Below are 26571 nucleotides of genomic sequence, written 5' to 3'. Positions count from 1 at the left end.
TTCACTATCAGGCTACGACCGATGTGGGTTTGGTGGTTTTATTTTGAAGAAATATCAAAAGGGCCTAGAGATTTGGACAAGTTTATGGTTCGCACCATACACGAACGCTCGATTTGCCTATGTCGTAGCCGTTTTCGCTGCTATAGAGTTGGGCTTGGGGTCAAGAGCGTTCACCGACCATCTGCCAATCTTTGTAGCTGAGCATTTTGGCGATGTCTTATGGGCCTCCATGATCTACTTCGGTTTTCGTGCTTGCTTTACGCATAAGAAGATTTTTTTCGAGCTGTGGTGCAGCATCGCGTTTTGCTTTGCAATCGAGTTCAGCCAGTTGTACCAGGCGGTTTGGATCAATCAGATCCGGGGGACAACTCTTGGAGCGTTGGTATTGGGAAAAGGCTTTTTGGTGGAAGATCTCGTGAGGTATAGTGCTTGGATTGCCGTCTCTTCACTGTTTGATCTGGCTTGTCTATGGCGCAAGCGCTCTTCCTAGCGTTCAAAGGTAAAAGGTCGACTAATCGTAGCAAAATCACCGGCTAAACTGGCAAGTGGCTCCCACGATTCAATGGCGAGCTTGAAATCTCCTGCGTAAGCAGCCGGATCGATATGGACGCATTCCACTGTACCCAATACCACATGATCGCTTCCAAGAGGGATGATTTGATTCAGGCTTAATTCAAAGGCGATCGGGGCTTGTCTCACTGCTGGAACCTGTACACGAGTACCAGGACGCGGTGTAACGCCGGCAAGCTCAAATTCATTTATACCTGCATCTACGTTGGCAGCTGAGCGAATCATCGCTTCGCCTAATGGACGAGAAACCATATTGATGACAAATTCCTTTGTCTCCCGGATATTTGTAAGGGTATCTTTTTCAGTTCCTTTACGCTCTTCTACCCCGGGGCCGATTGAAATCATGAGGGTGGGAGGCTGTCGAGAAGCGATCGTAAAAAAACTGAACGGAGCCAAATTCAAAACTCCACCCTTGCTTATCGTAGAGACCCATGCGATCGGTCTTGGTACTACCGATCCGATCATGAGTTTATACATATGGAATTCACTGATTTCGTTGGTATGAAAAGTGATGGTATCGCGATCTGACATCATTTATCTCTCCCGACTGATTGATTTACGCAGCAATCCTCTTCAGTATAAAGAGAAAGAGATAGAAAGCTAGTACGCACAATTTTGTGAGCGACTAACAAATGGGAGAGTGACATCAATGACTTCTGAAATTTCAGCAACCAAGAAGCTAACGCCTTTTGACTATACGCTATCAATCATTGGTGGGAAATGGAAAATGAAAATCATGTATCAATTAAAAAGCAACGAAGTTTTACGGTATGGTGATTTGAAAAGGAATATCCCAGGAATTACGCATAAGATGCTTAGCTTGCATTTAAGCGACCTCGAACAAGACGGCATCGTCCAGAGAGTGGAATATCCTCAAATCCCGCCAAAAGTAGAGTATTCGTTAACAGCTCAAGGTCAGTCTTTACTGCCGATTTTGGAGGCAATGTGCTTGTGGGGGTAAAAAATCAACCCTAATTGCACAACGCAACTCAACTCAGTTCAAAGAATTGGCTCTTCAGGGAGTTACCTGTCATTAGGTAACCACATAGGCTAAAGGGTAAATCCTTTTACTGGAGAGGAGATTGAGATGTACAACAACTATTACTATTACAATAATCAATGGCATTATCCCATGCTTGCCGGATGGAATAACAACCATTTTCCCTATGGGTGGAGTCCTTATTATTACAGCTGGAGCCATGTGAATGGGGATAGAAACGGGAATCCTTATCAGCGTACCATTGAATTGAGAGATTATGGACCAAAGCCGTTTGTCGTGAATATTGAGCAAGCCACAAAGCAAAACAACGCATTCCGTACGGCATTATGGACAGGGAAGCACTTGCAGGTGACGCTGATGAGTATAAATGTTGGAGACGACATTGGTTTAGAAAATCATCCGGATACGGATCAATTCATCCGAGTGGAAGAAGGTCAGGGACTTGTTCGGATGGGGGATCGCAAAGATCATTTAGATTTTGAACAAAGAGTCAACGATAACGATGCCATCATGATCCCTGCGGGTACATGGCACAATGTTATCAATACGGGTAATACGCCGCTTAAAGTATACTCCATCTACGCGCCACCTCATCATCCATTTGGCACCGTTCATGAGACGAAAGCCAGTGCCATGGCTTCTGAGCAAAGCCCTGAATAAGAATCGAGTCGATAGGAAATGGTACCAGACATCACAGAAACCACCTCTAGGATTGGTCAGGTGGTTTTTCTGTTTGATACCTAAGAAAGGTTAACCGGGTATCAGGATCGATGCCGTTCCTATTTAAGGGGCGGTATTTTTTTTAGTGGCATAGATATTTTCTCAAGGATATTTTCAACAAGCATAGAATATTATCATTATTCACAATCTTCGTTTAAGGAAGGTATAAACATATGGATAAAGAAACTCAGCGAATCGACCTTAGACAAGAACAGTTCAACATGAAAGAGCTGCTTCAGTCACTTGTTGAAACGACTACGGACGCGATTTCAATTAGGGACATGCAGGGTAGTATACTTTTTGTGAATAGTGCTTTTGAAAAAATCTATGGTTGGACATATCAAGACCTCCTGAATGACCCGTACTGTCTTGTGCCTGAAGATCTCATTAACGAAACAAAGGCAATTTTCCACGAGGTTAAATATGAAGGAAAAAATATTACGGGCTATGAGACCGTGCGTCAACGAAAAAATGGCCAGATCGTGCAGGTTGGTCTAACAGCTTCCCCTATAAGAGATCGAGAAGGAACGATCGTAGGCACTTCTGTCATCGCAAGGGATATTACGGACCGCAAAATGGCGGAAGAGGCTCTCGTGACAAGCGAGGCAAAGTACCGTATCCTCGTAGAAAATACAAGCGATGTTATTTGTCAACATGATGTACACATGAATAATCTTTTTGTATCTCCTTCTATCGAGCACCATTTGGGATACACACCGGATGAATTTCTGCAAACGAATAGTTTTGATCTCATTCACCCCGATGATGTGAAAATCGTGAAAGACCTGCGTTACTTACTCTCCACGAATCCCCAAAATGTACAAATGGAGATCAGAATACGCCATAAAAATGGATCGTGGGTGTACTGGGAGTCGCGTTGTGTTCCGATCATGTCTGAGAACAAAGAGGACGATAGCTTTTTATTCGTTTCACGCAATATCACGGAGCGAAAACAGACTGAAGAAGCTTTGCGCAAGAGCGAGGAACAGTATCGATTCATTGCCGAGCACACAGCAGACTTCATCTCCGTGATTGATAAGAACGGTCACGTATTGTATAGTTCACCTTCACATCTGAAGAAATTAGGGACGAGCCAAATTATTATTGGAAACATACATCCAGAAGATGCATCACTCGTTTGTGAGCGATTTTCCACTATGCTTCAATTCCATATACCTATTACATGTGAGTATCGATACAAACTGGAAAACGAGAAATGGATCTACCTCGAATCAAAAGGAATGCCTTTTTTCAGTTCGGATAGTGAAAGACAATACTTCATCAACGTTACACGTAATATTACGGAGAGGAAGCAAAATGAAGAACTTCTCAGGAGAACAGAAAAGCTGTCCGTAATTGGTGAATTGGCTGCAAGTATCGCGCACGAAATAAGAAATCCGCTTACGTCATTAAAAGGCTTTATTCAGTACTTGCGGCCAACACTATCAGATGGCGTCATTTATACAGACATTATGTTGGCCGAGCTAGATCGCATCAACTTTATCGTGAGTGAGCTGCTTGTATTGGCTAAACCGCAAACTCTGAATGTGAAGCGGATTCTTTTACATCCTCTCATTGAAAGTGTGGTAAAGTTTCTCGAATCAGAAGCGAATCTAACCAACATTACGATCAACAGCATATTCAGCCATATTCCGATAGCGATTAATGGAGAAGAAAATCTAGTAAAACAAGTCTTTATCAATATTTTGAAGAATTCTCTGGATGCGATCACGGCGAATGGCGAAATCAGCATAGAAACCACATGCATACATGAAACCCACGTGCTGATTCGTTTTACCGACAATGGATGTGGCATTTCCCAAGAGCTGCTACCTAGACTCGGTGAACCTTTTTATACCACGAAAGAGAAAGGAACAGGCTTAGGTTTACTTGTCAGTAATAAAATAATGAAAGATCATAAAGGCACCATCACCATCTCAAGTGAGATCAACAAGGGTACCATCGTGGAAATCATGTTGCCCATTTCGAAATAGGAAGGTGATCCTAGTGAATAATCTAATCGTTGCCAATAAGGTAACATTCACCAAATCCCCACCTACGTGTGCTGAAAAATCCAGAATTTTTAGAGGGGGAGAAAATGATGTGGAGGAAGCTACTACTTCATCCGCTTGCCGTTCGATACAGTGTGTTTATGATCGGACTTGCGGTCATGGCGTTTGGTATTGGCATGATGATTGAGGCTCATTTAGGTGTTGCACCGTGGGATACACTGCATATCGGATTACAGAAGACATTTGGACTGACCATCGGCATATGGTCGCAAATCGTGGGAGCCATGATCATTCTCGCTTCCTACATCATTGGCAAGATCCGGCCTAACGTGGGTATGTTTTTAAACATGTTTTTCTTCGGGCTGTTTATTGACTTATTCATGTGGCTGAACTGGATTCCTACAGGAGAGACCGTTATAGAACGAGCCATTTTGTTTGCTGTCGGTCTGCTCATCTATACGATCGGCACGGGCATGTATATTTCACCGCGATTGGGAGCCGGTCCACGTGACAGTTTTATGTTAGCTCTACATGAGCGAATGGGATGGGGCGTCGGTAAAGTCAGGATCGGTATAGAGTGCACGGTCATGGTGTTGGGCTTGTTGCTTGGTGGGCCCGTTTCGGTGGGAACCTTTGTGACGGCCCTTGCGATCGGACCACTGATCAAGCAGTTTATTCCGATGTGGGAGCGAATCCTGGCAAAACCGTACGGAACGGCTTAGTCCAGAGAAAAAGAAAAAGGGTGCTCAAATGGAGTACCCTTTTTCACTTTGTTGCTGCTTGCGTTCAGCTATATAAGAAGCGATTCCTAAAATCAGACCCAGTGATACGAGCACAGCACCGACCCACGGGAGGGCGGTTATATCCAGATGAGTAATAACCCATCCGCCAATGAAAGCACCAGCTGCATTTCCTAGATTTCCGGCAGAATGACTGGAGGTAGAAGCAAGCGCCGGTGCATTCTGAGCGAGGTTCATCACACGTACTTGCAGCCCTGGAAATACAGCGAAAGAAGCAGCTCCCCATAGAAAAATGGTCAATACGGCAGCAATTGGACTATATACGGTAAACGTAAACAGCGTGAGAATGATGCATATCGTAAAGTAAAGACCGAGTATGGAAGGCATCAGCTTCCAATCCGCAAGCTTTCCGCCCACGATATTACCGATGGTCACTCCACAGCCGAAGAGGACAAGAATCCACGTTACATGATACTCAGCAAAACCGGTGATTTGCGTAAGCAGTGGCGTAATATACGTAAACACGGTGAATAGACCTGCGTTGCCTAGTGCTCCAATAAGGAGGTACAGAAGGAGCTTGGGCTTGAGAAGAGCGGTAATTTGCCCAGTGATACTCCCGGTGTTTTCTTGCCGCATTTTTGGGACGAAAACGAGTATTCCGATCAGTGCTATGATTCCCATGATCGCAATAGAGCCAAATGAAGCTCGCCACCCCATATGTTGACCGATAAAAGTCCCCAGAGGCACACCAATAATATTGGCGATCGTCAGACCTGCCATCATAATGGAAACGGCTGCGGCACGTTTGTCAGGACTTACAAGACTGGAGGCTACAACAGCCCCAACTCCAAAGAATGTCCCATGTGTCAAAGCGGTGATCAGGCGTGCTCCCATCAATATGGCGTAGTTGGGAGCAAAAACAGAGATTCCGTTCCCGAGAATAAACAGAACCATTAGTAGACAGAGTAACTTCTTTTGGGGAATTCGGTGGGTGAGGACTGTCAGTATCGGTGCACCGATGGCTACCCCTAGCGCATACATGGTAATGAGTTGACCCGCAGATGAGATACTAACATCCAAATCCGCTGCAACATTCGGCAGCAGACCCATAATGACAAATTCCGTCATCCCAATGCAAAAAGAGCCCACTGTAAGAGAGAGCAAAGAGATAGAAGACTTTTCCTTTTTGGTCTGTTTCTTGGTAGTAGTGTGAGATAACTCCATGAAGTCAATACAACCTTTCTGCATTATAAAATCCCGTTTGTGGTGCGGGTAAAGATTACCTGTTCCATATAGTTAAGTCAAGGTATTCTTTTTACGCATATATTTAAAAAGCGGCAATTCCTGCATGAAGGAATTACCGCTTTATTCGTTATCAGGAGAACCTTTGATCATCCATCCGGCATTCGCATTATGTCAGAAACCCAATAAGATAGGGGAAGGTACCTATTTGAAACACTCCCTCTGTCTCTTACGATTGGATAAAAACAAAACTTGTAGCTTGGAGGACCAATAATGGATCAAAGTCCGACTTATTCTGAACGCTCTGGCGATGAAGGGAAGGCGATGGATAACGGTTATCTGAAGCAAATCTTCGACCACTTGCAGGACGGGATTATTCTCATGGATCAAGAACGAAAAATTATGGTTATGAATCCATCCGCAGAGAAAATGACCGGTTGGAAACGAGGAGAAAAGGTGCCGTTCTGCTCCTACTGCCAAAACAGAGAGCTGGAACCGGGAGAAGAACGATGTTATTTGCTCGCCAAACGGGAGGTTCCCTATTTTCTTTCTGCGATGCCCACGTATGAAGGGCGGTACGTCGACATGGAGATGAGCACGGCGGTCATCTATGAAAATGGTGAACATAACATGCAGGATGTCCTTTTAGTCTTGAAAGATATGACGGTCAAGAAAAAAGAAGAGGAGGTCAGAATCTCCAAGCAGGTGCTGCAAAAAACGCTAGAAGCCCAGGAAAACGAACATAAGCGCTTGGCCCAGGAGCTGCACGACGGTGTGGGACAATCCTTGTATTCCGTTTCGGTAGGCATTCAGGCGATTCAAGCGCGCCTCAACAAGGAAGGGCATTTCCGGGAATTCATGCAAGAGATCGTGAATGAGCTGGAAAAAGCGATACAAGACGTCAAGCTCTATTCTCTACAGCTGCGTCCGCATAGTCTCGATCAATTGGGGCTGATTCCTACAGTACGGCATCTTGTTTCTAGCTTGAACAAAACACATCAGGATGTTTCCATTACCTTTTCCTACAGCAATGTTAGCGATCATTTTCAGCCAATCTTGGAAATCAATTTGTACCGTGTGATCCAAGAAGCCTTACATAATGCACTGAAATACGCGAAGGCGACACTCATTGAAGTCATCTTGTACAAGGAAGACGACCTACTGACTTTACTCATTCAGGACAACGGAATCGGATTTGTTCGCGATCAGGTTCAGGTTGGTCTGGGTCTCAAACATATGGAAGAACGAGTGGATCACATGGAGGGGACTCTTCAGATTCACTCCGTGCTCCACGAAGGTACATCGATCAAGGTAACGGTAGTGGGTAAGGAGGGAGAGCAGAGTGATACGAGTGCTTTTGGTTGATGATCACACGATGATTCGGAAGGGATTGCGTGTGCTTCTCGAAAGTTACTCTCAAATTAAAATTGTCGGAGAGAGTCATACAGGGAACGATGCCATCCTTAAAGCCAATCAGCTAGAACCCGATGTGGTGCTGATGGATTTGTCATTGCCGAATGGGCTGGATGGGTTTTCAGCAAGCAATGAGATTCGCAAGTCGAATCCTTTCGTGAAAATCGTCATATTGACCATGCATGACGAGGAGATTTTTGTCCAGAAGGCTATTACCGTCGGAGCCCATGGGTACATTTTAAAAAACAGCCATGGTGAGCTGCTGTTTCAAGCCATTGTGGAGGTCTACAAAGGAAAGCGCTTTTACAAGACTTCCGTATCGCAAGAGATCATCCATCTATGGCTGAAATCGGATGCTAAGACGATGCCTTCTGTTTTAACGCTACGTGAAAAGGAGCTTGTCAGACTCATTGTGCTTGGCTATACCAATAAGGAAATGGCAGACAAGCTGTTAATCAGTGTCAAAACCGTGGAGAACCACAAAACGAATATCATGCAGAAACTAGGACTGGATTCCAAGCATCAATTGATCCAATACGCCATAAAAAATAAATATCTCGATCTGGCATTTTGATCGCATAGATCAAAAAGTAGGGGACTTCCCCTATATGGAAAAAATGGCAGAGGAATAAACTGAATAGAGAGACTACACCTCATGAACCATCATCGTACGATTGAAAACGATATCGTCGTCGAAGGAGGAACTATGGCAAAACAAGTTCATTATGCGGTTGTCATCGTGGGAGCAGGCTCAGCCGGTATCTCTGTTGCTGCTCGTATTGTCCGGGCTTCCAAAAGGCTCAAGGGACAAGTCGCTATCATCGACCCCGCGTCCAAGCATTATTATCAGCCATTGTGGACATTAGTCGGAGGGGGTGCCGCGAAAAAGGAGGAATCCGAGCGTGAACTTTCCTCTCTGATTCCCGCAGGCGTCGACTGGATTTGCGATGCGGTCACCATGTTTCAACCGGAACAACACACGCTTCATACGAAACAGGGAACCATCCTCTCCTATGACTATCTCGTTGTAGCTGCTGGTCTGCAAATAGATTGGGAGGGGGTAAAGGGCCTGAAAGATGCCGTAGGCAAGAATGGTGTTTGCAGCAACTACGCTTACCAAACAGTAGAAAGTACATGGGAAGCTATCCGGAGTTTTAAAGGCGGCACTGCCATTTTTACGCACCCGAACTCACCCGTAAAGTGCGGCGGAGCCCCTCAGAAAATCATGTATCTGGCCGATGATTACTTTCGCAAGTTACATGTTCGCAACCACTCAGAGATCATTTTTGCATCGGCGAAGGGAAGTATTTTTGACGTTCCCACGTATGCAAATACCCTCAATGACGTCATTCGTAGCAAGAACATCGAAACCAGATACAAGCATAACCTAATGGAAGTGCGGGCGGATACCAAAGAAGCCGTATTCGAGAATCTGGACACCAAAGAGCAGCACGTATGGAAGTATGACATGCTTCATGTGACCCCTCCCATGAAAGCACCTGATTTCATTGCAAACAGCGCATTGGCAGACGCAGGAGGCTGGGTCGATGTCGATCCATTTACGCTTGCGCACAAAAGATTCCCTACTATTTTCGGCATAGGCGATTGCGCGAATCTTCCCACGTCTAAAACCGGAGCTGCTATTCGCAAACAGGCGCCAGTCGTCGAGAAAAACCTGCTCGCACTGATCAATGGTAATCCATTGACTGCCAAGTACGACGGTTATACATCCTGCCCACTCGTAACGGGGTACAACAAACTGGTGCTGGCTGAATTTGATTACAACCTAATGCCGTGTGAAACCTTTCCTTTTGACCAATCTGAAGAGAGATTCAGTATGTACCTGATGAAAAGAGAGCTGCTTCCCATCCTTTATTGGAATGGCATGCTAAAAGGATTGATGTAAGGCAGTCTTTGAAAGAGAGGGGGAGAGCAACATTTTGAATGACAGGAAGGAACAGAGAAGCTCTGACATGTTTTTAGAGGATTTATCTGATCCAGAAGTTCAGGAAGCGATCACTATATTGATCCGAAAGCTCCCGAAGATAAAAGATACGATCCTGGCAGCCGAAAAGGGACTTGAAGTAGCCACATCGATCTTGCGCGATCAGGAATCACTACGGTATTTGTTCGAGCGAGTAGATGGTCAACTGTCCCGTTTCTTTGTGGAAAAAGAATCGATAGACGCCCTGTTTACTTTGCTTGATAAGATGCCAAAGCTCGTTAAGTATGTCAGCGTTCTCGAACAAGCTGCTGATTTTTTGGAAAGTCTCGGAAAGGATAAGCAATCGCAGCAATATTTGCTCAACGGTATGAAAACGTACATGGCTCCTGTGTCCGCGAAAGTGGAGCATGGAATAGCTGTCTTCCAAGAAGCAAAAGGAAGAGCCGAACATAATAGCGAACCCGTTTCCGTGTTCACGCTTTACAAGCTCATGAAGGATCCCACCGTCCAAAAGACACTTCGCTTTACCCAATCGCTGCTCGAAGTACTCGCGGAAAAATCAAACAAATAATAGAGGTGTAAAAGGAGGAATGCACGATGTTGTTACGTTACTTTTATGATGAAAAACTGTCCCATGCATCTTATCTGATCGGCTGCCAAAAAACTGGAGAGGCGATTGTGATCGATCCCGCCCGCAATCTGGCTCCTTATTTTCAAGTCGCAAAAGCAGAGGGGGTTTCCATTGTAGCCGCCACCGAAACCCACATTCACGCTGATTTTGTTTCTGGTGCCAGGGAACTGGGCGCAGCTTATCAGGCGAAGCTGTTTTTATCCAATGAGGGCGATGAAGATTGGAAGTATCAATACTTGGATGGTTTGAATCATCAACTTGTACACGATGGAGATCGCTTTTTTATCGGGAACTTGCTATTTGAAGTCATGCATACCCCTGGTCATACACCCGAAAGTATCTCCTTCCTTTTGACAGACCTCGGGGGGAATGCAGATCGCCCAATCGGAATCTTCACGGGAGATTTCGTCTTTGTCGGCGATATCGGAAGACCGGACTTGCTCGAAAAAGCAGCGGGAATGGAGGGTACGTCCGAGTCAGGTGCAAGAGCCATGTTCCAGTCCCTCCAAAAATTCAAGCAACTGCCGGATTATATGCAGGTATGGCCAGCTCATGGCGCAGGAAGTGCTTGCGGCAAAGCACTGGGGGCCGTGCCGTCTTCTACCGTTGGTTATGAAAAGCTGTTCAACTGGGCGCTGTCACACGCCAGTGAAGAGGAATTCGTCAAGGTACTCCTGGATGGACAACCAGAGCCACCAACGTATTTTGCAGTGATGAAACGCGTGAATAAGGAAGGCCCTGCCTTGCTTAAGGAACTCCCTGTTGTTCAAGAGTTCAACTCGTTTGAACAGGTAAAGGAATCGCTGGAAAACGGACAGATTATTGATACGCGTCCTTTTCAGAAATTTGCGAAGGGGCATCTGGCGGGAACACTTCACATTCCTTTTAACAAGTCATTTGCCAACTGGGCGGGCTGGATTGTCGATTACGATCGCCCGGTTCACATCCTGGCCACCCCAGATGATAGGGACGGGATTTTGCAAGCCTTGCATTCCGTAGGGATTGATTATGTCACAGGCTTTATCGACAGTGGCAAGTTAATGGAAAGGGAAATGTCTTCACTCGAGACAATCGAAGAGGTAACACCGTTGGAGATTGCAGAACGGGTGGAAAAGGGAGAAGTACACGTAGTAGATGTACGGAATCTGGCTGAGTGGAAGGAAGGGCACATTCCGGATGCACAGCACATCATGCTCGGTACGCTCGCCAAGCGGCTGGATGAGATTCCTCTCGATAAGCCGCTTCTCGTACAGTGCCGTTCCGGTGCCCGATCCGCTATTGGCGCAAGCATTCTAAAAGCAAACGGATTCAAGGATGTCATGAATTTGAGCGGCGGAATCTTGAAATGGCAAATAGACGGCTTGGCAATCGTAGAACGAGGATAAAACGAAGCGAGGTATTGCAAAGGGTGAGCGTATGACTATCGACCTTGTGATCACACTGTTTGTTATCGGTTTCGCGGGATCATTTATCTCTGGTCTCGTCGGAATCGGGGGCTCCATCATCAAGTATCCGATGCTTCTGTACATTCCGCCCGCCCTTGGATTCGTTGCTTACACGGCTCACGAAGTATCCGGAATAAGTGCAGTCCAAGTATTTTTTGCCACCCTAGCTGCTGTTTGGACTCTGCGCAAAGATAAGCTTATTCATTACCAGCTCGTTGTGTATATGGGAAGTGCCATTATTGTAGGGAGTTTGCTTGGAGGGTATGGAGGAAAATTTCTTTCGGCAGATGCTATCAATATCGTTTACGCCATCTTGGCCACCATTGCTGTAATCTTGATGTTTCTGCCAAAAAAGCGGATGGACGGACGTGAACAGACCGAGGTTATCTTTCATAAACCAACAGCCGTATTATCCTCTTTGATTGTCGGAGGCGCCTCCGGAATTGTCGGGGCAGCTGGCGCTTTTATTTTGGTTCCCATCATGTTGACCATCCTCAAGATTCCGACAAGAGTTACGATTGCTTCATCTCTTGCCATCACTTTTCTTTCTTCCATCGGTTCGACGATAGGGAAATGGATGGCGGGGGACATATTGCTGTGGCCATCCGTGATCATGGTAATCGCCAGCATCATGGCAGCGCCACTCGGTACGAAGGTCAGCAAACGTTTGGGCACCCGGATTCTCCAGACCATTCTTGCCTTGTTGATCCTAGCTACCACAATTAAGATTTGGGCTGACATCCTTATATCCACACGTGTGTGAAGATTTACTTTTTCCATAAATTATAAAGAAAAATCAATTGTCATTGAACAGCATTGACATATCCGAGTAAAGTGATAAGATAAAAAAGAATTTTACGATGAAATTAAATTTCATAGAACATTCTTATCGAGAGTGGTGGAGGGGCTGGCCCGATGAAACCCGGCAACCTTGGTCTTATTGACCTTACGGTGCTAATTCCTGCGGAGTTATTCTGCGAGATGAGAAGGTGGGAACCGTGCAATCGCCCCTCTTCTTTTCGGAGAGGGGTTTTCTATATTTATAATCCTTAGTATTCATATCTTTTTACTATGTGTTGTGTGAAGGAGGAAACAACGTGCTTCATTATGCGGTCAAGCGTGGCCTTCTCATGATCGTTACGCTGTGGATCATTGTCACGGTGACGTTTGTGACCATGCACCTGATTCCGGGTGACCCGTTCGCGTCTGACGCCAAAATGCTTCCAGAAGAAGTGGTAAAGAACATGCGGGCGGAGTACAACCTGGATCAGCCAATCACGGTACAGTACCTGCTCTATCTAAAAGGATTGCTGCAATTTGACTTGGGGCCCTCTATCCAGTCCAAGACGAGGGATGTGAACACGCTGATTGCAGAAGGATTTCCCGCATCGGCTGTTCTGGGACTCCAGTCGTTTATTGTCGCGCTAGCAGGTGGAATCACACTGGGAATCGTAGCGGCACTCTATCACAATCGAACGCTGGATTTCTTGTCTATGTTTGCAGCCATCATCGGGATCTCCGTCCCCAGTTTTATTCTGGCGCCACTGTTGATCAAGTACTTGGCGGTCAAATGGGAGCTGTTTCCCGTTGCTGCGTGGGGGAGCTGGGAACACTCAATTCTTCCAACGCTTGCGCTCGCTATCGGTCCGCTCGCCATTATCGCTCGTTTCGTACGAGCCAGCATGCTTGAGGTTTGGCAACAGGAATACATAAGCACAGCGGAGGCGAAAGGGCTTGGCACCTTTTCCATTGTCGTTAGACACGGGATGCGCAATGCCATATTGCCGGTTCTTACCTTTATCGGTCCGCTGTTTGCCAACCTGATGACCGGAACCTTTGTGGTGGAAAAGATTTTTGCCATTCCCGGGCTCGGCAAATACTTCGTGGAAAGTATTTTTAACCGCGATTACCCTGTTATTTTGGGCACCACAGTATTTTACAGCTTTGTCCTCATTTTTACTTTGTACATCATCGACCTGCTGTATCGGGTGATTGACCCGCGCATCAGATTGACGAGTGGAGGGAAGTAGCGTTATGGCCAATCAGGCAACTCAACTGGATTCGCTGTTTCGACCAGTAGACCGAACCCGGCTATCCGAGGAAGTTCGGGAACGTCCCAGTCTTGGGTATTGGCAGGAGGTATTGCAGCGAGTATTCCGTAACAAGCTGGCAATGCTCGGGTTCTTCCTTCTCTTGGCAGTGGTGACCCTCTCGATTATCGGTCCGATGCTCGTTCCCCACAGCTCGCATGAACAGTCATTAACGAAGGGAAATCTGCCACTGTCGGGCGAGCACTGGTTTGGAACGGATGACTTGGGTCGGGACATGTGGGCACGTACCTGGGTAGGCGGTCAAATCTCTTTATTTATTGGTGTGGCGGCAGCTGCTATCGACCTAGTGATCGGTGTATGCATCGGCGGGATATCCGGTTATATGGCAGGGAGGAACAAGCTGGGCGACCGTGTGGACAACATCCTGATGCGATTGGCTGAAATTCTGTACAGCATTCCGTATCTCCTGGTGGTAATCCTGCTGATGGTGGTTCTGGAGCCTGGACTCGCAACGATCATTATTGCCCTTTCACTAACCGGCTGGGTCGGCATGGCCCGTCTGGTCAGGGGACAAATCATGCAGATCAAGCGTCAGGAGTTTGTGCTGGCTGCAGAAAAGCTGGGTACCTCTCATGCCAAAATCATCATTAAACATCTGTTGCCGAATACGATCGGAGTCATCATCGTGAACTTGACCTTTACGATACCACATGCGATTTTCGCAGAATCGTTTCTCAGTTTTCTTGGGCTGGGAGTGCAGGCACCAACCGCCAGCTGGGGAACCATGGCCAACGACGCGCTGGCGGTTATGCTGAGCGGACAGTGGTGGCGGCTGTTTTTTCCGGGATTTATGATTTCCCTTACCATGTTCGCGTGCAACGCGCTCGGGGACGGTTTGCAGGACGCACTGGACCCGCGGATCAGGAAATGAGGAGGAGTACATCGTGAAGCCATTGTTGGAAGTAGATCAGTTGCGCGTCTCCTTTCGCACGTACGGTGGAGAGGTGCAGGCGGTAAGAGGGGTTTCCTTTTCTGTGAAGGAGGGGGAGACATTGGCAATTGTCGGAGAAAGCGGCTGCGGAAAAAGTGTGACCGCCCGGGCATTGCTGGGAATGATACCTCCGCGATCCGGTCAGGTAAAAGGCGGTAGCATTCGGTTTCGCGGGCGTGAACTGACTGGGCTGACGAAGCTGGAATGGCAGCAGGTTCGCGGGTCGCAGATCGGTATGATCTTTCAGGACCCGATGACCTCGCTGAATCCAACGATGAAAATCGGCCAGCAGATTGCGGAAGGCCTGATCAAACATCGAAAGCAGACGAAGACAGAAGCAAAGGAAGAGACGCTGAAACTGCTTGCAAGGGTAGGCATTCCGGAGGCGGCGAGGCGATTTGAGCAGTATCCTCACGAGCTAAGCGGAGGCATGCGGCAGCGTGTCGGAATCGCCATGGCGCTGGCCTGCCAACCGCAGTTGGTTATCGCCGACGAACCGACGACGGCGCTCGACGTGACCATTCAGGCACAGATCCTTCGTCTGATGAAAGAGTTGCAGGAACAATTGAACACGTCGATCATTTTGATCACCCATGATCTGGGCGTCGTCGCAGAGGTGGCCGACCATGTAGCGGTAATGTACGCAGGCGTAGTGGTGGAAAGCGGCCCGGTGGGAGAGATCTTTGACAATCCACGCCATCCCTACACACAAGGGCTATTGCAGTCTGTGCCACGTCTCGATGCAGGTAAAAAAGAGCGGCTGATCCCCATCGAAGGGACACCGCCGGATCTGTTTCGTCCGCCTGCCGGTTGCCCGTTCGCTGCCCGTTGCCGGTCTGCCATGGAAATTTGCCTGGAGCATATGCCGCAAGCGAATTCGTTTTTCAATCAGCATGAGGCAAGCTGCTGGCTGAACGACCCGCGTGCCATGAGAACAGAAGCGTGGATGATGGCAGGGAGGGAGACACATGATTGACAACATTGTTGGGGTGGAGAATCTCGCTAAATCGTTTGAGATTGGCGGGGGACAACAGGTAAGAGCTGTTGATCGAGTCTCTTTTGAAATCAGACGAGGGGAGACGCTCGGAATCGTTGGGGAAAGCGGCTGCGGCAAGTCTACGCTGGGCAGGACTATCGTGGGCCTGTACCCAGCTAGTGCGGGGCGCATCCTGTTTCAAGGCAAAGACATCGCCAGGATGGATAGACGTGAGCGACGGGAAGCAAACCGCCACATGCAGCTGATCTTCCAAGATCCGCAAGCCTCACTCAATCCGCGTTTACGAGTGGGCGACATTATCGCAGAAGGAATCGACTCCTATGGATTGGCAAAAGGAAAAGAGCGAGAAGAACGCGTCTATCGGCTGCTGGAGCTAGTAGGATTGCACCCAAGCCACGCAAAACGCTTTCCGCATGAATTCAGCGGCGGACAGCGGCAGCGTATCGGCATCGCCCGCGCGCTTGCGGTGGAGCCGAGTTTTATCGTGGCAGATGAGTCCATTTCTGCACTGGATGTGTCCATCCAAGCGCAAATCGTCAATCTTTTAGCCGATCTTCAGGCAGAGCGGTCTATCACCTATCTGTTTATCGCCCATGACCTGTCGATGGTGAAGCACATCAGCGACCGGATCGGCGTGATGTACTTGGGACAGATGATGGAGCTTGCACCGAGCGAGCAGTTGTTTGCCATACCGCTACATCCGTACACGCAGGCCTTGATCTCGGCTATGCCGGTTTCCCATCCAGCCCAGCGCGCCGAGCGGGAGCAGATAGTACTGACGGGAGAACCGCCCAGCCCCATTCATCCGCCAAGTGGTTGCCCGTTTCGCACCAGATGTCCGGTTGCACAAGGTGTTTGTGCCGAAACAGCGCCGGTCTGGAAGGAGGTGAGGCACGGACACTGGATCGCTTGCCATCTTGTACAGTAGATAGAGGAGAACAAGGAGGAAATCATAATGAAAAAGGGATTACTCGCTATTGCCGCATTGCTGGTGCTCGCTGTGCCTGCGCTTTCTGCGTGCGGCAGCAATAAACAGGTTGCGTCTTCCGAACAACAGACGGGAGCAGCCGTCAAACAAGTCATTACCACTAACCTGCGGGGCGAACCGTACACATTAGACCCGGCATTCGCTTCCGATACCACTTCGTACTGGGTGATAGACCATCTGTATGAAGGATTGTACCGTTACAGCGAAAATGGAGACATCAGCGAAGGCGCAGCAGAAAAGGTGGACGTCTCCCCGGACGGAAAAACCTACACGTTTACCCTGCGCCCCGAAATGAAATGGTCGAACGGCGATCCGTTAACGGCACATGACTACGAATACTCCTGGAAGCGCGTGCTGAATCCACAGACCGCCGCCTATGAACCATCCGCACTCTACTACATACAAGGCGCGGAGGCATACAACACAGGCAAAGGCAGCGTGGATGACGTTCAGATCAAGGCAAAGGATGACCGAACACTCATCGTCGGACTGAAAGACCCGATCACCTATTTCCCGAAAATCATGATGAGTCGCGCCTATCTGCCGGTGAACAAGAAAGTCGTGGATCCAGACAAAAACTGGGCGGCCGAAGCGAAAGGCATCGTGACCAATGGCCCGTACACCGTAGAGAGCTGGGACCACAACAGTCAGCTGACAATCGCCAAAAGCCAGAGCTATTGGGAGAAAGAAAAAGTAACGATGGACACCGTCCACTTCAAGATGGTAAACGAAGCAACCACCTACTACCAGATGTTCAAAACAGGAGCGCTTGATCTGATTGACTCGCTGCCGATCGACGTGATTGAGCAGGAAAAAGAAAAAGAAGAGTACAAATCATTCCCGGACTACAGCATTTATACGTACACGTTCAACGTAGAGGAAAAGCCGTTTACTAATGCAAAAATTCGTCAGGCCTTTTCCTACGCGATCGACCGGGATATCCTGACGAAAAACGTGACCAAGGGAGGCCAGCTCCCGGCGTACGGTTATACGCCATTCGGGGTGAAAACTCCTTCGGGCAAGGACTTCCGAGAAGAAGTGGCACCTTACTATCAGTTTGATCCAGCCAAGGCGAAGCAACTTCTAGCTGAAGGCTTGAAGGAAGAAGGCTGGACAGAGCTTCCTCCAATTACACTGAGATACAGCACCGCGGAAAACCACAAGAAGATCGCCGAAGCGCTGCAAGAAATGTTCAAACAAAACATGGGCGTCCAAGTGAAGCTGGAAAATCAGGAGTGGAAGACGTACATCGATACGTTCAAGCAGAAAAACTTCCAGATGGCCCGTATGGGTTGGGGCGGCGATTACCTAGATCCGCTCGCGATGCTGGAGCTGTACACAGGAAAAAGCTCCCGCAACTTCACCAACTGGGCCAATCCGAAGTTTGACGAGCTGATCGAAAAAGCGAAGGTCGAACAAAACGAGGAAGTACGCATGAAGCTTTTGCACGACGCTGAAACCATTTTGATGCAGGACATGCCCGTCATCCCGGTTTATTTCAATAACGAAAACTACCTCAACAGCAAAAAGATCGAAGGCATCCGCTTTAGTGTAACCGGGACACCGGACCTGCGCTGGGCGAAAAGAGTCGCAGAGTAACGTAATCTACTAAAACAAGGAGCAGCTTGCCTAATGCAACTGCTCCTTGTTTTATGGACTCAATAATAGCTTTATTACGAAAGTCGTTTCCCAAATGATGAAAGTATCCTAAAATATAGAAGAACGGAGGAGATATGACGAGCTATCAAAAGTGAAATCGGCAGATAATTATCAGACTATACTGAACTCTAAGGCGAAGGGGTATAAAACAAATGACAATAACCATGGATTCAAAAGAGTTCATCAATCGCCGTCAAAAACTCGCAGAAAACATGCCTGATCACAGCGCGCTTGTACTATTTTCAGGGGTTGTCAAGACACGCAGCCATGACGATAAATATCCGTTTACCCCGAACCGCAACTTCTATTATCTAACTGGCATTGCGCGCAGTAACCTCATTCTCATGATCACGAAACGCGCTGGCATCGTGACCGAAACGTTATTTCTTCAGCGCCCAAATGAACTGGAAGCGAAATGGACAGGGGCAGTTTTATCGGATCAAGAGGCGAAGGAGCAGTCTGGTATCGAACACTTCGACTATCTCGATGAGTGGCTAGAGTCATTTGGAACCTTTATGAGGCGCTGCGAAGGCAAGTACTCCCTCTATCTTGACTTGTATCGCTATCTGTGGAGCGATGAGGTGACCCCTGCAGAGACTTTTGCCGAAGACGCGCAGAAGAAATACCGGAACCTGCAGATTCACGATGCGGGCCCATGGCTGAAAGAACTGCGCAAGGTGAAGAGCCCGGCTGAGATCGAAGAAATTAGACGGGCGATTGCGATCACAGATGAAGCAATCCGACGCATGTGGTTGCATGCACGTCCTGGAATCATGGAATATGAGCTAGAGGCGCACTATGATTTCGCGTTGAAATCGCATGGTGTTCGCGAGCTTCCTTATTTACCCATTATTGCTAGTGGGATCAATGCTACTATCTTGCACTATGAAGCAAATAATCAGCGTTCGGAAGATGGTGACTTGGTCCTCCTCGACCTCGGTGCAACATCGAACTACTATGCGGCTGATATTTCGCGAACGTTTCCCGTGAACGGTCGCTTTACAGAGCGTCAGAAAGCGATCTATCAACTCGTGCTCGAAGCAGAAATCAAGACCATCGAAGCAGTGAAGCCTGGTGTCACACTTCCACAACTAAATGATGTCACGAAACATGTCTTGACAGATGGCCTGCTACGTCTCGGTCTCATCCAAGAGAGCAGTGAGCTGTCCAAATACTATTATCATCCCGTGTCTCATCACCTTGGCCTGGATACGCACGATATCCCGGATTACAATGTTGCTTTGCAACCTGGTATGGTGATCACGATTGAACCAGGTCTGTACATAGAGGAAGAAGCGATTGGCATTCGGATTGAAGATAATGTGTTAGTAACAGAAGACGGCTGCGAGGTGCTCTCATCGCAGATCCCGAAGGAAATCGAAGAAGTGGAATTGTTGATCGGGAAAAAGGAATAGGGAACGCTTGGAGCAAATGAGTTCATCCATTACGGTCACTAGCTTCAATTCCAAACTCTCATAGTTTCCAATTTAAGGTACTCCCCACAATCCCAAGAATCTGTGCAGCCGCACACGCTCACATGCAAATAACCATAGCAATCTCTATTATGGTTATTTGCATGTGAACATCCTCTTACAAAAACGATTAAAATGATAAAGAAATATTTCGTGCACCTTCCATAATAAATGATTTGATTGTAAAATAAAGGAAAAATAAGAGGGTGATCCATTATGGGGGGACTGCTAGGGACAATGCACCAGTCGCTGCGGTCAGAAATCGAACAACATCGGCGAGCGCGCGGTTATACTTTGAGCAAACTAGGGGATCTAACTGGAATTAATCCGGGAACATTGAGCGAGATTCTAAATGGAAACCCGCCTCGGGCTATCACCATTGGTCAATTAGACGCACTCGCTGCCGTGTTTGACTACGAGCCTGGCTGGTTGTATGAATTATACCCCGATGAATGTTTATATGAAGGGAAAATCTCGCGCCCCCGATTGATACCTTACTTAATTCGAAGCGCCGAGAATGGACGAAAGGATTGCATTGAAGCAGTTGCCTCCCAATTGCTGGAGAATCCCAAAAATATCTCCATCCTTTTTACTGTGGCAGAGCAATTATACGAGGATGGGAAACTGGGAAAGGCGGTGCCATTCTATGAGTACGTAATTGAGAACGAGAAAGATAGCTACTCTACCCAGTTTGTGATAAGTCACTACCGGTTATTTCAGGCAATACTCGGGACAAATGCTGATGAAAATGAGAAGGCTGTTATTCGCTTTTCCCCATATCGAAAGCGATTACCAGAAACGGATCAATTAGACGCTTTACTTAATTTGGCTAAGGTTTGTTTCACTTTGCAAAAATGGAGTGAAGCGGAAACTTACGCAGATGAGCTAAGAGTGCTTTCCAAAATTATCTATCAAGAGGAGCTGCAAAAACGTAGAAAAAATCGAGAGGCAGAGTTGATAAAAACAGAACGTCCGCTCGTCTACTACTATGGAATGGGTTATTTATATAAAGGCTTGGTCCTACAGATGCAAGGCGGTTATTCCCAATCCAAAGAATATGTACAAACATACGCCGATTTACATTGGTTTGAACTTCTTGACGAGGAAGGGAGAAGAATCGTTGAGCGGTTTGCAGTCTTTGCGAAGGCGAATTGTTACACACTGGAAGTATTAATGGGGAATGAAGAAATCATTAAGGAATATACCGACTATCTAGCGGAACAGCCTGCTGAAATACTTCCGGGCCTCGTTACGATTATGGAAGCTGCTAATAAATATCATTTTTGCGTGGATGAAGTTTTATTACGTCTCTCTAAAGATATTGCTAGATTTCATGAACGAACATTGTTGGTTAATATGGTTCAGCACCTCCAATATCGATATCAAAAAGCAAAATATGATTTTACAAAGGGACGCATTGAAAGTGGACTCAATGAAACCCTACACTGTTTAGTTCAATCGGATTTGATGAATCGCCATTATGATGCTCTGCAATGTGTGCAGTTATTTGAAAAATATCGCCATCTTGCCTCGCCATCACACATTCTCCAATATCAAGCCATTGTAATTGGAGAGAAGAAGGCCGAAGCTACATTTATAAACTAGTTGTAGGATGATGTATCAACAATCACTAAAAAGATGATAAGTAGAGAGGATGAAAAAGAATGAAATATGTATTCCTAGCAGTTCTTCTAACGTTTGGGCTTAGCAGTGGCATCGTTTACGAACCCCAAAAGTCTGGCACACCACACGTTGTTAATTATCAGCATGGTGCAGATTTTTAGAAAGAGTTGATAAGACAAACAAAAAACATCCTTTCGATAGGATGTTTTTTTCTATTCAATTTTTTCTTAGTCGGTGAATTCTTGCATATTCATTTATAGTTATTATTGTCATATTTTGTAAATCATAGGAGGTGCTTAACATAAAGGCTACCGCAAGTTCATTAGAAAGGGACGTTCTTGTGCACCCAGGAACATCCCCGAAAAGCAAGAGTAAGATCTGGGGCGCGGGAATAGAAGCAAGTCGCCACCACTTAGATCTAGAAACAAGCATCGAACAACTACGACAGCAAATGATTGAATTGGCAGGAAAACATGGACTTTCAAGTGACGTAGTTTTGGGTGTAAGCCAGCAATTGGACAAATATATTGTAATGGCGCAAAACAACCATAAAGCGGATAGCATCTGGTGAAGGATTCACTATCGGCCTACTAAAAATGACTACAAAAGAGGAACCCTTAAGATAAATGGGTTCTTTTTTACATTCATTTTTACCGCTGGGTGGATGCTGATTGCTACCGAAGAACCACCGAAGGATGAAAAATCCAGTGCGGTGGTTCTTTTTTTCTCTCGTCTCCCATGCCATCATTATAGACGGGGGCGATGAAGGATGTTCCAGGATTTCAAGCTTGTTGGTGACCGTCCAGTCGCGATACAAGTGAAAGAATACGTCAAACGTTTAATAATCAAAGGCGCGCTTCAGGCGGATCAAAAGCTGCCCTCCACACGGGAAATGAGCAGTCTGCTAAAGGTGAGTCGCAATTCGGTGATTGCAGCCTATGAAGGCCTAGAGGATGACGGATTTGCGTATGCGATTCCCGGCAAAGGCAGCTATGTTACCGCTATGGAGGGCCTTTTGGCTGTGGATAAAGGAGGAGCTGACAGTTCCGCCTCTTGGCAGATTGACTGGAAGGCACGAATGAACGAATATGCTGTATCCGCTGCAGAGCTGGACATGATGAAGCAGGGCATTCGCGCCAAAAAAGGAATCATTTCTTTTACAAGCATCGCGCCGGATGAACAGTTGTTTGATCTGGGGGATGTAAAGAGAGCCTTTATGGATCGAATGGCAATCGAAGGACAGGTGCTGCTCAACTACGGCTATGCCAAGGGTTACAAGCCATTAATTGATTACTTGATGCGTTATATGGAGAATAAGGGCGTCGATGTAAGCGGCAAGGATATGCTGATTACAAGCGGGTTTACAGAAGGTTTTGACATAGTGTTGTCGGCACTGCGCCCTTCTGTTCGCCGTGGGGCAGCCATCTGTGAAAATCCGACCCATCATACTGCGATCAAGAATTTGAAGCTGCAAGGATTTGAGATTACTGGCATTCCGATGGAGAGTGATGGTATAGATGTGGAGCAGCTCGAGGCTGTATTGCGGAAACAGACAAACAGCTTCGATCTGGCCTATTTGACTCCTTCCTATCACAATCCGACAGGCATTGTCATGTCGCCAGCGAAGCGCAGTGCCGTAATGAAATTACTGATGCGCTATCAGATTCCGGTGATCGAGGATGGATTCAATGAAGAGCTGCGCTACTCGGGAGCGCATGTTGCGCCATTAATCGCCACAGCAGGAAAAGGGAACGGAGTCATCTATATTGGTAGCTTCTCCAAGGTACTGTTCCCTGGATTACGAGTGGGCTGGGTGCTTGGAGACAGGGCGCTGATCGACAACCTCGAAAGCATTAAGCGTGCACGCACCATTCATACATCTACCATCGATCAATCGATCTTATATCAATATTTGCTGAACGGAAACTTTGATAAATATGTAAAAAAAGCCCGCATGGAATATAAGCGCAAATATGAGCTGACGAAGGCATGCTGTGAAGCACATCTCCCCGAGGCGCAACTGTCTGGCGACGGGGGCTTGCATTTGTTTCTTACCTTTCCGATAGCGGTAAATACACGCCAACTGCTAGAAGCTTGTACAGAGCACGGTGTCATTTTTACACCGGGGGACAAATTTTTTATTCAAGAAGGAACAGGGACGAATACGTTGCGACTTGGTTTTTCACGAGTAACGGATGAAAATATCGAGCGGGGGATTCAGATCATCGGCAAACAGGCGCGTCACTTTCTTGAGACATAACGATTACAAACCGCACAACCATTTGAAAAAAATGAGGTGTCATCATGAAGATAGGCGTTATTATGGGTGGTATTTCTTCTGAGCGTGAGGTTTCTCTGAAGACTGGCCAAGAGATGATCAATCATTTGGATCGCAGTCGCTATGAGGCAGTTCCCATTGTCGTTACGCAGAGAGCGGATTTAATCACACAGGTTCAGCAGGCAGGCATCGATTTCGCGCTATTGGCGCTACATGGCCAATATGGCGAGGATGGCACGGTACAGGGAGCGTTGGAGACACTGGGTATTCCATATACAGGAAGCGGTGTCCTGGCAAGCAGCCTATGTATGAATAAGCAACTGTCCAAAATGCTGCTGAAAGAGGCAGGCATTCAAACGCCTGCAGGACTTTACTGGAAGGATGTTTATGATCCTCAGGCGGTAGAGCAATTGAGTTACCCGGTGATTGTGAAGCCGAACATGGGAGGATCCAGTATTGGTGTCCAGCTCGTGCATAATGAGAAGGAGCTGCTGTCAGCAGTTCAGGAAGCCAGCCATTTGGATCAGGGAATCTTAATTGAGACCTATTTGAAAGGGACGGAGCTTACCTGCGCGATTCTGGATGGCGAGGTACTACCGATTATCGGCATTCGCTCCGCGCATTCAGAGTGGTTCGACTACCGAGCGAAATATGAAGACGGCGGTGCGGAGGAAAAGATAATCGAGCTTCCTCCTGTTACTCAGCAGCGTGTGCGCGAGGCGGCGCTCGCGAGCTACCGACTACTGCAGTGCAAGGTCTATGCAAGGGTCGATATGATTTTGTGTGAGGATATGCCTTACGTGCTAGAAGTGAACACCTTACCGGGGATGACTGCCAACAGCCTGTTTCCAAAGAGTGCAGCTGCAGCAGGTATGACTTTTACACAACTGCTTGACCGTATTATTGCGAGCTCGCTCCATGAGAGGAAACAGGAATGGGGGAACAATGCTAACGGATAGCAAATATGCTAGTGATCTAACGGAAGAGAAACCCTACATGTAGTGGGGTTTCTCTTTGTTTTCATTGACTGGAGTAGTGAATGACTACGGAACACTTTACGATCCGATCTCCGTTGTTTCGATAAATGTGAGGCCTGTCTGCTTTAAAAATAAGAGTATCCTCAGGCTCAACTATATAAACTTGTTCATTGACAACAACCTCTAGCGTGCCTTCATTTACGAGAATGAATTCCTCAACCCCTGTTGAATGTGGTTCTGCTATATGCTCGCATCCTGGTTCAAGGGTTACCGAGAAGATCTCAAACTGTTGTTCTGGATTGTACGGTACCAGCGGATATACACGATACTGTCCGTTATTTTCAATAATCGGATTTACTTCCTTCTTTTTTACGATCGTAACATTCGGCTTGTATTGACTAACGAGTGAAGAAAAGGATAAGCGCAACCCACTAGCTATTTTCCAAAGGGTTGTGATTGTTGGAGCAGACTTGCCTCTTTCAATTTGTCCTAACATCGTTTTGCTAACTCCTGTTAATTCAGAAGTTTTATCCAAGCTCAAGTTTCTTTCCTTCCGAATACGCTTTATGTTCTCTCCGATATTCGCGTTAAATTCTTCCATCAAAATGCCCTCCATAGAGTTTGGACGTTATATTGCACGTATGTACGTTATACTTTACAATCGAGCTATATATAGTTTGAAGCAGACACTATATAGTCCAAAATATACGAAAAGAGGCGCTATGTCTATGGAGAACACGATTTTATCAGGCGTTCATCAAGCGATTGGTAACACTCCCATGGTTCATCTTTCTAGGCTAACGGAAAATCTCACTGGAAATATTTTCGCCAAATTGGAATATGTAAATCCAGGCTTTAGCAAGAAGGATAGAATCGCTTTGCAGATTATTGAAGAGGCTGAGGAGGCTGGAATACTAGAACCGAATGACACCGTTGTGGAATTAACGAGTGGCAATACAGGGACTGGGCTTGCGATTGTTTGCGGAGTCAAAGGGTATAAATTCGTTGCTGTTATGTCAAAAGGAAATTCAAAGGAAAGAGCGAGGATGATGCAAGCGCTCGGAGCAGAAGTTGTTTTAGTAGACCAAGCGCCTGGTTCCCCTGTAGGGCAAGTTTCTGGTGAAGACCTTGCTAAAGTGGAAGAAGTAGCTCAGCAAATCACAAAAGAAAGAAATGCGTTTCGTGCTGACCAATTTCATCACATTGGCAATCTTCATGCTCATGAATTTCACACGGGGGAAGAAATTTGGAAACAAACGAATGGAAAAGTAGACGTTTTCCTTGATTTTGCTGGTTCTGGTGGCACTTTTACTGGTTGTGCAAAAACGTTAAAAAAGTATAATCCCAACATTCGTTGTTATTTAGTTGAACCTTACACCGCACCGTTCTACTCTGGTAAAGCTGCTACTAACCTCAATCACAAGATCCAAGGTGGGGGATATTCCATGGATTTACCTCTTCTGGATAAGAACTTCGTTACAGACTACATCCATGTTACAGATGAAGAAGCGACACAAGTTGCTAGAGAACTGGCAAGAAAAGAAGGAATATTCGCAGGATTTTCTTCGGGAGCAAATGTTGCGGCTGCCTTACAGCTTTTGAAAGGGAAAGAAAAAGGGGCCAATATTGTGCTAACGATTAATGATTCAGGTCTCAAATATTTAAGCACAGATCTCTATGAATAACTTCAACCGTCCAATCATGCGAGTTTATGAAGCCAAGTGTCAACAACCACCTGGCTTTTTCATGTTCAAATTACACGACGGTGAACGCATGATCATCAGTTGGCATATTGCCTCTTGAATCTCAAGTTACTA

General features: G+C 46.7%; 25 protein-coding genes and 1 riboswitch. Of the genes, 22 read left to right on the top strand and 3 right to left on the bottom strand.

What is annotated here, in order from left to right:
- The first annotated feature begins 70 nt into the window (after positions 1–70).
- Positions 71–490, top strand: a complete 420-nt coding sequence (locus POF51_RS01950; protein ID WP_069845474.1) for a ribosomal maturation YjgA family protein — start codon at positions 71–73, stop codon at positions 488–490.
- Here POF51_RS01950 and POF51_RS01945 read toward each other — a convergent pair.
- Positions 487–1104, bottom strand: coding sequence for a flavin reductase family protein (locus POF51_RS01945; protein WP_244521673.1), 618 nt, complete (start codon positions 1102–1104; stop codon positions 487–489). The two genes, POF51_RS01950 and POF51_RS01945, sit on opposite strands and share 4 nt — an antisense overlap.
- Positions 1105–1219: 115 nt before the next feature.
- Between POF51_RS01945 and POF51_RS01940 the strand changes: the two genes are divergently transcribed.
- The 4 genes from POF51_RS01940 to POF51_RS01925 all read left to right on the top strand — a co-directional run bounded on the left by POF51_RS01940 (position 1220) and on the right by POF51_RS01925 (position 5024).
- Positions 1220–1531, top strand: coding sequence for a winged helix-turn-helix transcriptional regulator (locus POF51_RS01940; RefSeq protein ID WP_069845024.1), 312 nt, complete (start codon positions 1220–1222; stop codon positions 1529–1531).
- A 126-nt stretch (positions 1532–1657) separates the two neighbouring features.
- On the top strand, positions 1658–2230 hold the full coding sequence (locus POF51_RS01935; RefSeq protein WP_069845023.1) for a cupin domain-containing protein: 573 nt from the start codon (positions 1658–1660) through the stop codon (positions 2228–2230).
- Positions 2231–2463: 233 nt separating this feature from the next.
- Positions 2464–4284 (top strand): PAS domain S-box protein, encoded by a 1821-nt coding sequence (locus tag POF51_RS01930; RefSeq protein WP_069845022.1) that lies wholly within the window; start codon positions 2464–2466, stop codon positions 4282–4284.
- A gap of 107 nt (positions 4285–4391) precedes the next feature.
- Entirely contained in the window at positions 4392–5024 is a 633-nt protein-coding gene (locus POF51_RS01925; RefSeq protein WP_020477522.1) for a YczE/YyaS/YitT family protein, read from the top strand.
- A gap of 24 nt (positions 5025–5048) precedes the next feature.
- On the opposite strand, the gene POF51_RS01920 is transcribed toward POF51_RS01925, so the two are convergent.
- A complete protein-coding gene (locus POF51_RS01920; protein ID WP_069845021.1) occupies positions 5049–6266 on the bottom strand; it encodes an MFS transporter in 1218 nt (405 codons plus the stop codon).
- Positions 6267–6557: 291 nt separating this feature from the next.
- Between POF51_RS01920 and POF51_RS01915 the strand changes: the two genes are divergently transcribed.
- The 16 genes from POF51_RS01915 to POF51_RS01840 all read left to right on the top strand — a co-directional run bounded on the left by POF51_RS01915 (position 6558) and on the right by POF51_RS01840 (position 24736).
- Positions 6558–7649 (top strand): PAS domain-containing sensor histidine kinase, encoded by a 1092-nt coding sequence (locus POF51_RS01915; RefSeq protein WP_083261521.1) that lies wholly within the window; start codon positions 6558–6560, stop codon positions 7647–7649.
- On the top strand, positions 7627–8271 hold the full coding sequence (locus tag POF51_RS01910) for a response regulator (protein WP_069845019.1): 645 nt from the start codon (positions 7627–7629) through the stop codon (positions 8269–8271). Before POF51_RS01915 ends, POF51_RS01910 begins: the two co-directional genes overlap by 23 nt.
- 132 nt (positions 8272–8403) lie before the next feature.
- Positions 8404–9603, top strand: coding sequence for an FAD/NAD(P)-binding oxidoreductase (locus tag POF51_RS01905; protein WP_069845472.1), 1200 nt, complete (start codon positions 8404–8406; stop codon positions 9601–9603).
- Positions 9604–9637: 34 nt separating this feature from the next.
- On the top strand, positions 9638–10213 hold the full coding sequence (locus tag POF51_RS01900; protein WP_069845018.1) for a DUF1641 domain-containing protein: 576 nt from the start codon (positions 9638–9640) through the stop codon (positions 10211–10213).
- A gap of 26 nt (positions 10214–10239) precedes the next feature.
- Positions 10240–11658, top strand: a complete 1419-nt coding sequence (locus tag POF51_RS01895; protein ID WP_069845017.1) for an MBL fold metallo-hydrolase — start codon at positions 10240–10242, stop codon at positions 11656–11658.
- A 31-nt stretch (positions 11659–11689) separates the two neighbouring features.
- The gene (locus tag POF51_RS01890; RefSeq protein ID WP_069845016.1) at positions 11690–12481 is read left to right on the top strand and encodes a sulfite exporter TauE/SafE family protein; all 792 of its coding nucleotides are present in this window, start codon (positions 11690–11692) and stop codon (positions 12479–12481) included.
- Positions 12482–12601: 120 nt separating this feature from the next.
- Positions 12602–12706: riboswitch (SAM riboswitch) on the top strand.
- Positions 12707–12815: 109 nt separating this feature from the next.
- Entirely contained in the window at positions 12816–13748 is a 933-nt protein-coding gene (locus tag POF51_RS01885; RefSeq protein WP_083261520.1) for an ABC transporter permease, read from the top strand.
- A 4-nt stretch (positions 13749–13752) separates the two neighbouring features.
- Entirely contained in the window at positions 13753–14700 is a 948-nt protein-coding gene (locus POF51_RS01880; RefSeq protein ID WP_069845015.1) for an ABC transporter permease, read from the top strand.
- A gap of 13 nt (positions 14701–14713) precedes the next feature.
- Positions 14714–15736, top strand: a complete 1023-nt coding sequence (locus tag POF51_RS01875; RefSeq protein WP_069845014.1) for an ABC transporter ATP-binding protein — start codon at positions 14714–14716, stop codon at positions 15734–15736.
- The gene (locus POF51_RS01870) at positions 15729–16685 is read left to right on the top strand and encodes an ABC transporter ATP-binding protein (protein WP_069845013.1); all 957 of its coding nucleotides are present in this window, start codon (positions 15729–15731) and stop codon (positions 16683–16685) included. The genes POF51_RS01875 and POF51_RS01870 overlap by 8 nt, the downstream gene beginning before the upstream one ends.
- A 27-nt stretch (positions 16686–16712) precedes the next feature.
- Positions 16713–18344: a peptide ABC transporter substrate-binding protein gene (locus POF51_RS01865; RefSeq protein ID WP_069845012.1), complete on the top strand. Its 1632-nt coding sequence runs from the start codon at positions 16713–16715 to the stop codon at positions 18342–18344.
- Positions 18345–18556: 212 nt separating this feature from the next.
- Positions 18557–19819 carry an aminopeptidase P family protein gene (locus POF51_RS01860; RefSeq protein ID WP_271753518.1) on the top strand — a complete coding sequence of 421 codons (1263 nt, stop codon included), beginning with the start codon at positions 18557–18559 and terminating at the stop codon, positions 19817–19819.
- A gap of 273 nt (positions 19820–20092) precedes the next feature.
- The gene (locus POF51_RS01855) at positions 20093–21481 is read left to right on the top strand and encodes a helix-turn-helix domain-containing protein (protein WP_069845011.1); all 1389 of its coding nucleotides are present in this window, start codon (positions 20093–20095) and stop codon (positions 21479–21481) included.
- A 310-nt stretch (positions 21482–21791) separates the two neighbouring features.
- The gene (locus POF51_RS01850) at positions 21792–22070 is read left to right on the top strand and encodes an aspartyl-phosphate phosphatase Spo0E family protein (RefSeq protein WP_035291073.1); all 279 of its coding nucleotides are present in this window, start codon (positions 21792–21794) and stop codon (positions 22068–22070) included.
- 198 nt (positions 22071–22268) lie between these two features.
- On the top strand, positions 22269–23759 hold the full coding sequence (locus POF51_RS01845) for an aminotransferase-like domain-containing protein (RefSeq protein ID WP_069845010.1): 1491 nt from the start codon (positions 22269–22271) through the stop codon (positions 23757–23759).
- A gap of 44 nt (positions 23760–23803) precedes the next feature.
- Entirely contained in the window at positions 23804–24736 is a 933-nt protein-coding gene (locus POF51_RS01840) for a D-alanine--D-alanine ligase (RefSeq protein ID WP_069845009.1), read from the top strand.
- A 61-nt stretch (positions 24737–24797) separates the two neighbouring features.
- Here the strand turns inward: POF51_RS01840 and POF51_RS01835 are convergent, their stop codons facing one another.
- Positions 24798–25355 (bottom strand): helix-turn-helix domain-containing protein, encoded by a 558-nt coding sequence (locus POF51_RS01835; protein ID WP_271753512.1) that lies wholly within the window; start codon positions 25353–25355, stop codon positions 24798–24800.
- 127 nt (positions 25356–25482) lie between these two features.
- Between POF51_RS01835 and POF51_RS01830 the strand changes: the two genes are divergently transcribed.
- On the top strand, positions 25483–26439 hold the full coding sequence (locus POF51_RS01830; protein ID WP_069845007.1) for a PLP-dependent cysteine synthase family protein: 957 nt from the start codon (positions 25483–25485) through the stop codon (positions 26437–26439).
- Positions 26440–26571 lie beyond the last annotated feature (132 nt).

Origin of the sequence: Brevibacillus sp. AG, assembly GCF_028369215.1 — a bacterium.
GTDB lineage: Bacteria > Bacillota > Bacilli > Brevibacillales > Brevibacillaceae > Brevibacillus > Brevibacillus porteri.
Note: the sequence above shows the minus strand (reverse complement) of the source record. Positions and strands in the feature narration are given on the sequence as shown.

Excerpts from the sequence above, each read along its gene's own strand:
- POF51_RS01945 (WP_244521673.1), bottom strand. The coding sequence starts at position 1,104 with ATGATGTCAGATCGCGATACCATCACTTTTCATACCAACGAAATCAGT.
- POF51_RS01940 (WP_069845024.1), top strand. The coding sequence starts at position 1,220 with ATGACTTCTGAAATTTCAGCAACCAAGAAGCTAACGCCTTTTGACTAT.
- POF51_RS01935 (WP_069845023.1), top strand. The coding sequence starts at position 1,658 with ATGTACAACAACTATTACTATTACAATAATCAATGGCATTATCCCATG.
- POF51_RS01930 (WP_069845022.1), top strand. The coding sequence starts at position 2,464 with ATGGATAAAGAAACTCAGCGAATCGACCTTAGACAAGAACAGTTCAAC.
- POF51_RS01925 (WP_020477522.1), top strand. The coding sequence starts at position 4,392 with ATGTGGAGGAAGCTACTACTTCATCCGCTTGCCGTTCGATACAGTGTG.
- POF51_RS01920 (WP_069845021.1), bottom strand. The coding sequence starts at position 6,266 with ATGGAGTTATCTCACACTACTACCAAGAAACAGACCAAAAAGGAAAAG.
- POF51_RS01915 (WP_083261521.1), top strand. The coding sequence starts at position 6,558 with ATGGATCAAAGTCCGACTTATTCTGAACGCTCTGGCGATGAAGGGAAG.
- POF51_RS01905 (WP_069845472.1), top strand. The coding sequence starts at position 8,404 with ATGGCAAAACAAGTTCATTATGCGGTTGTCATCGTGGGAGCAGGCTCA.
- POF51_RS01895 (WP_069845017.1), top strand. The coding sequence starts at position 10,240 with ATGTTGTTACGTTACTTTTATGATGAAAAACTGTCCCATGCATCTTAT.
- POF51_RS01890 (WP_069845016.1), top strand. The coding sequence starts at position 11,690 with ATGACTATCGACCTTGTGATCACACTGTTTGTTATCGGTTTCGCGGGA.
- POF51_RS01880 (WP_069845015.1), top strand. The coding sequence starts at position 13,753 with ATGGCCAATCAGGCAACTCAACTGGATTCGCTGTTTCGACCAGTAGAC.
- POF51_RS01870 (WP_069845013.1), top strand. The coding sequence starts at position 15,729 with ATGATTGACAACATTGTTGGGGTGGAGAATCTCGCTAAATCGTTTGAG.
- POF51_RS01865 (WP_069845012.1), top strand. The coding sequence starts at position 16,713 with ATGAAAAAGGGATTACTCGCTATTGCCGCATTGCTGGTGCTCGCTGTG.
- POF51_RS01860 (WP_271753518.1), top strand. The coding sequence starts at position 18,557 with ATGACAATAACCATGGATTCAAAAGAGTTCATCAATCGCCGTCAAAAA.
- POF51_RS01855 (WP_069845011.1), top strand. The coding sequence starts at position 20,093 with ATGGGGGGACTGCTAGGGACAATGCACCAGTCGCTGCGGTCAGAAATC.
- POF51_RS01845 (WP_069845010.1), top strand. The coding sequence starts at position 22,269 with ATGTTCCAGGATTTCAAGCTTGTTGGTGACCGTCCAGTCGCGATACAA.
- POF51_RS01840 (WP_069845009.1), top strand. The coding sequence starts at position 23,804 with ATGAAGATAGGCGTTATTATGGGTGGTATTTCTTCTGAGCGTGAGGTT.
- POF51_RS01835 (WP_271753512.1), bottom strand. The coding sequence starts at position 25,355 with ATGGAAGAATTTAACGCGAATATCGGAGAGAACATAAAGCGTATTCGG.
- POF51_RS01830 (WP_069845007.1), top strand. The coding sequence starts at position 25,483 with ATGGAGAACACGATTTTATCAGGCGTTCATCAAGCGATTGGTAACACT.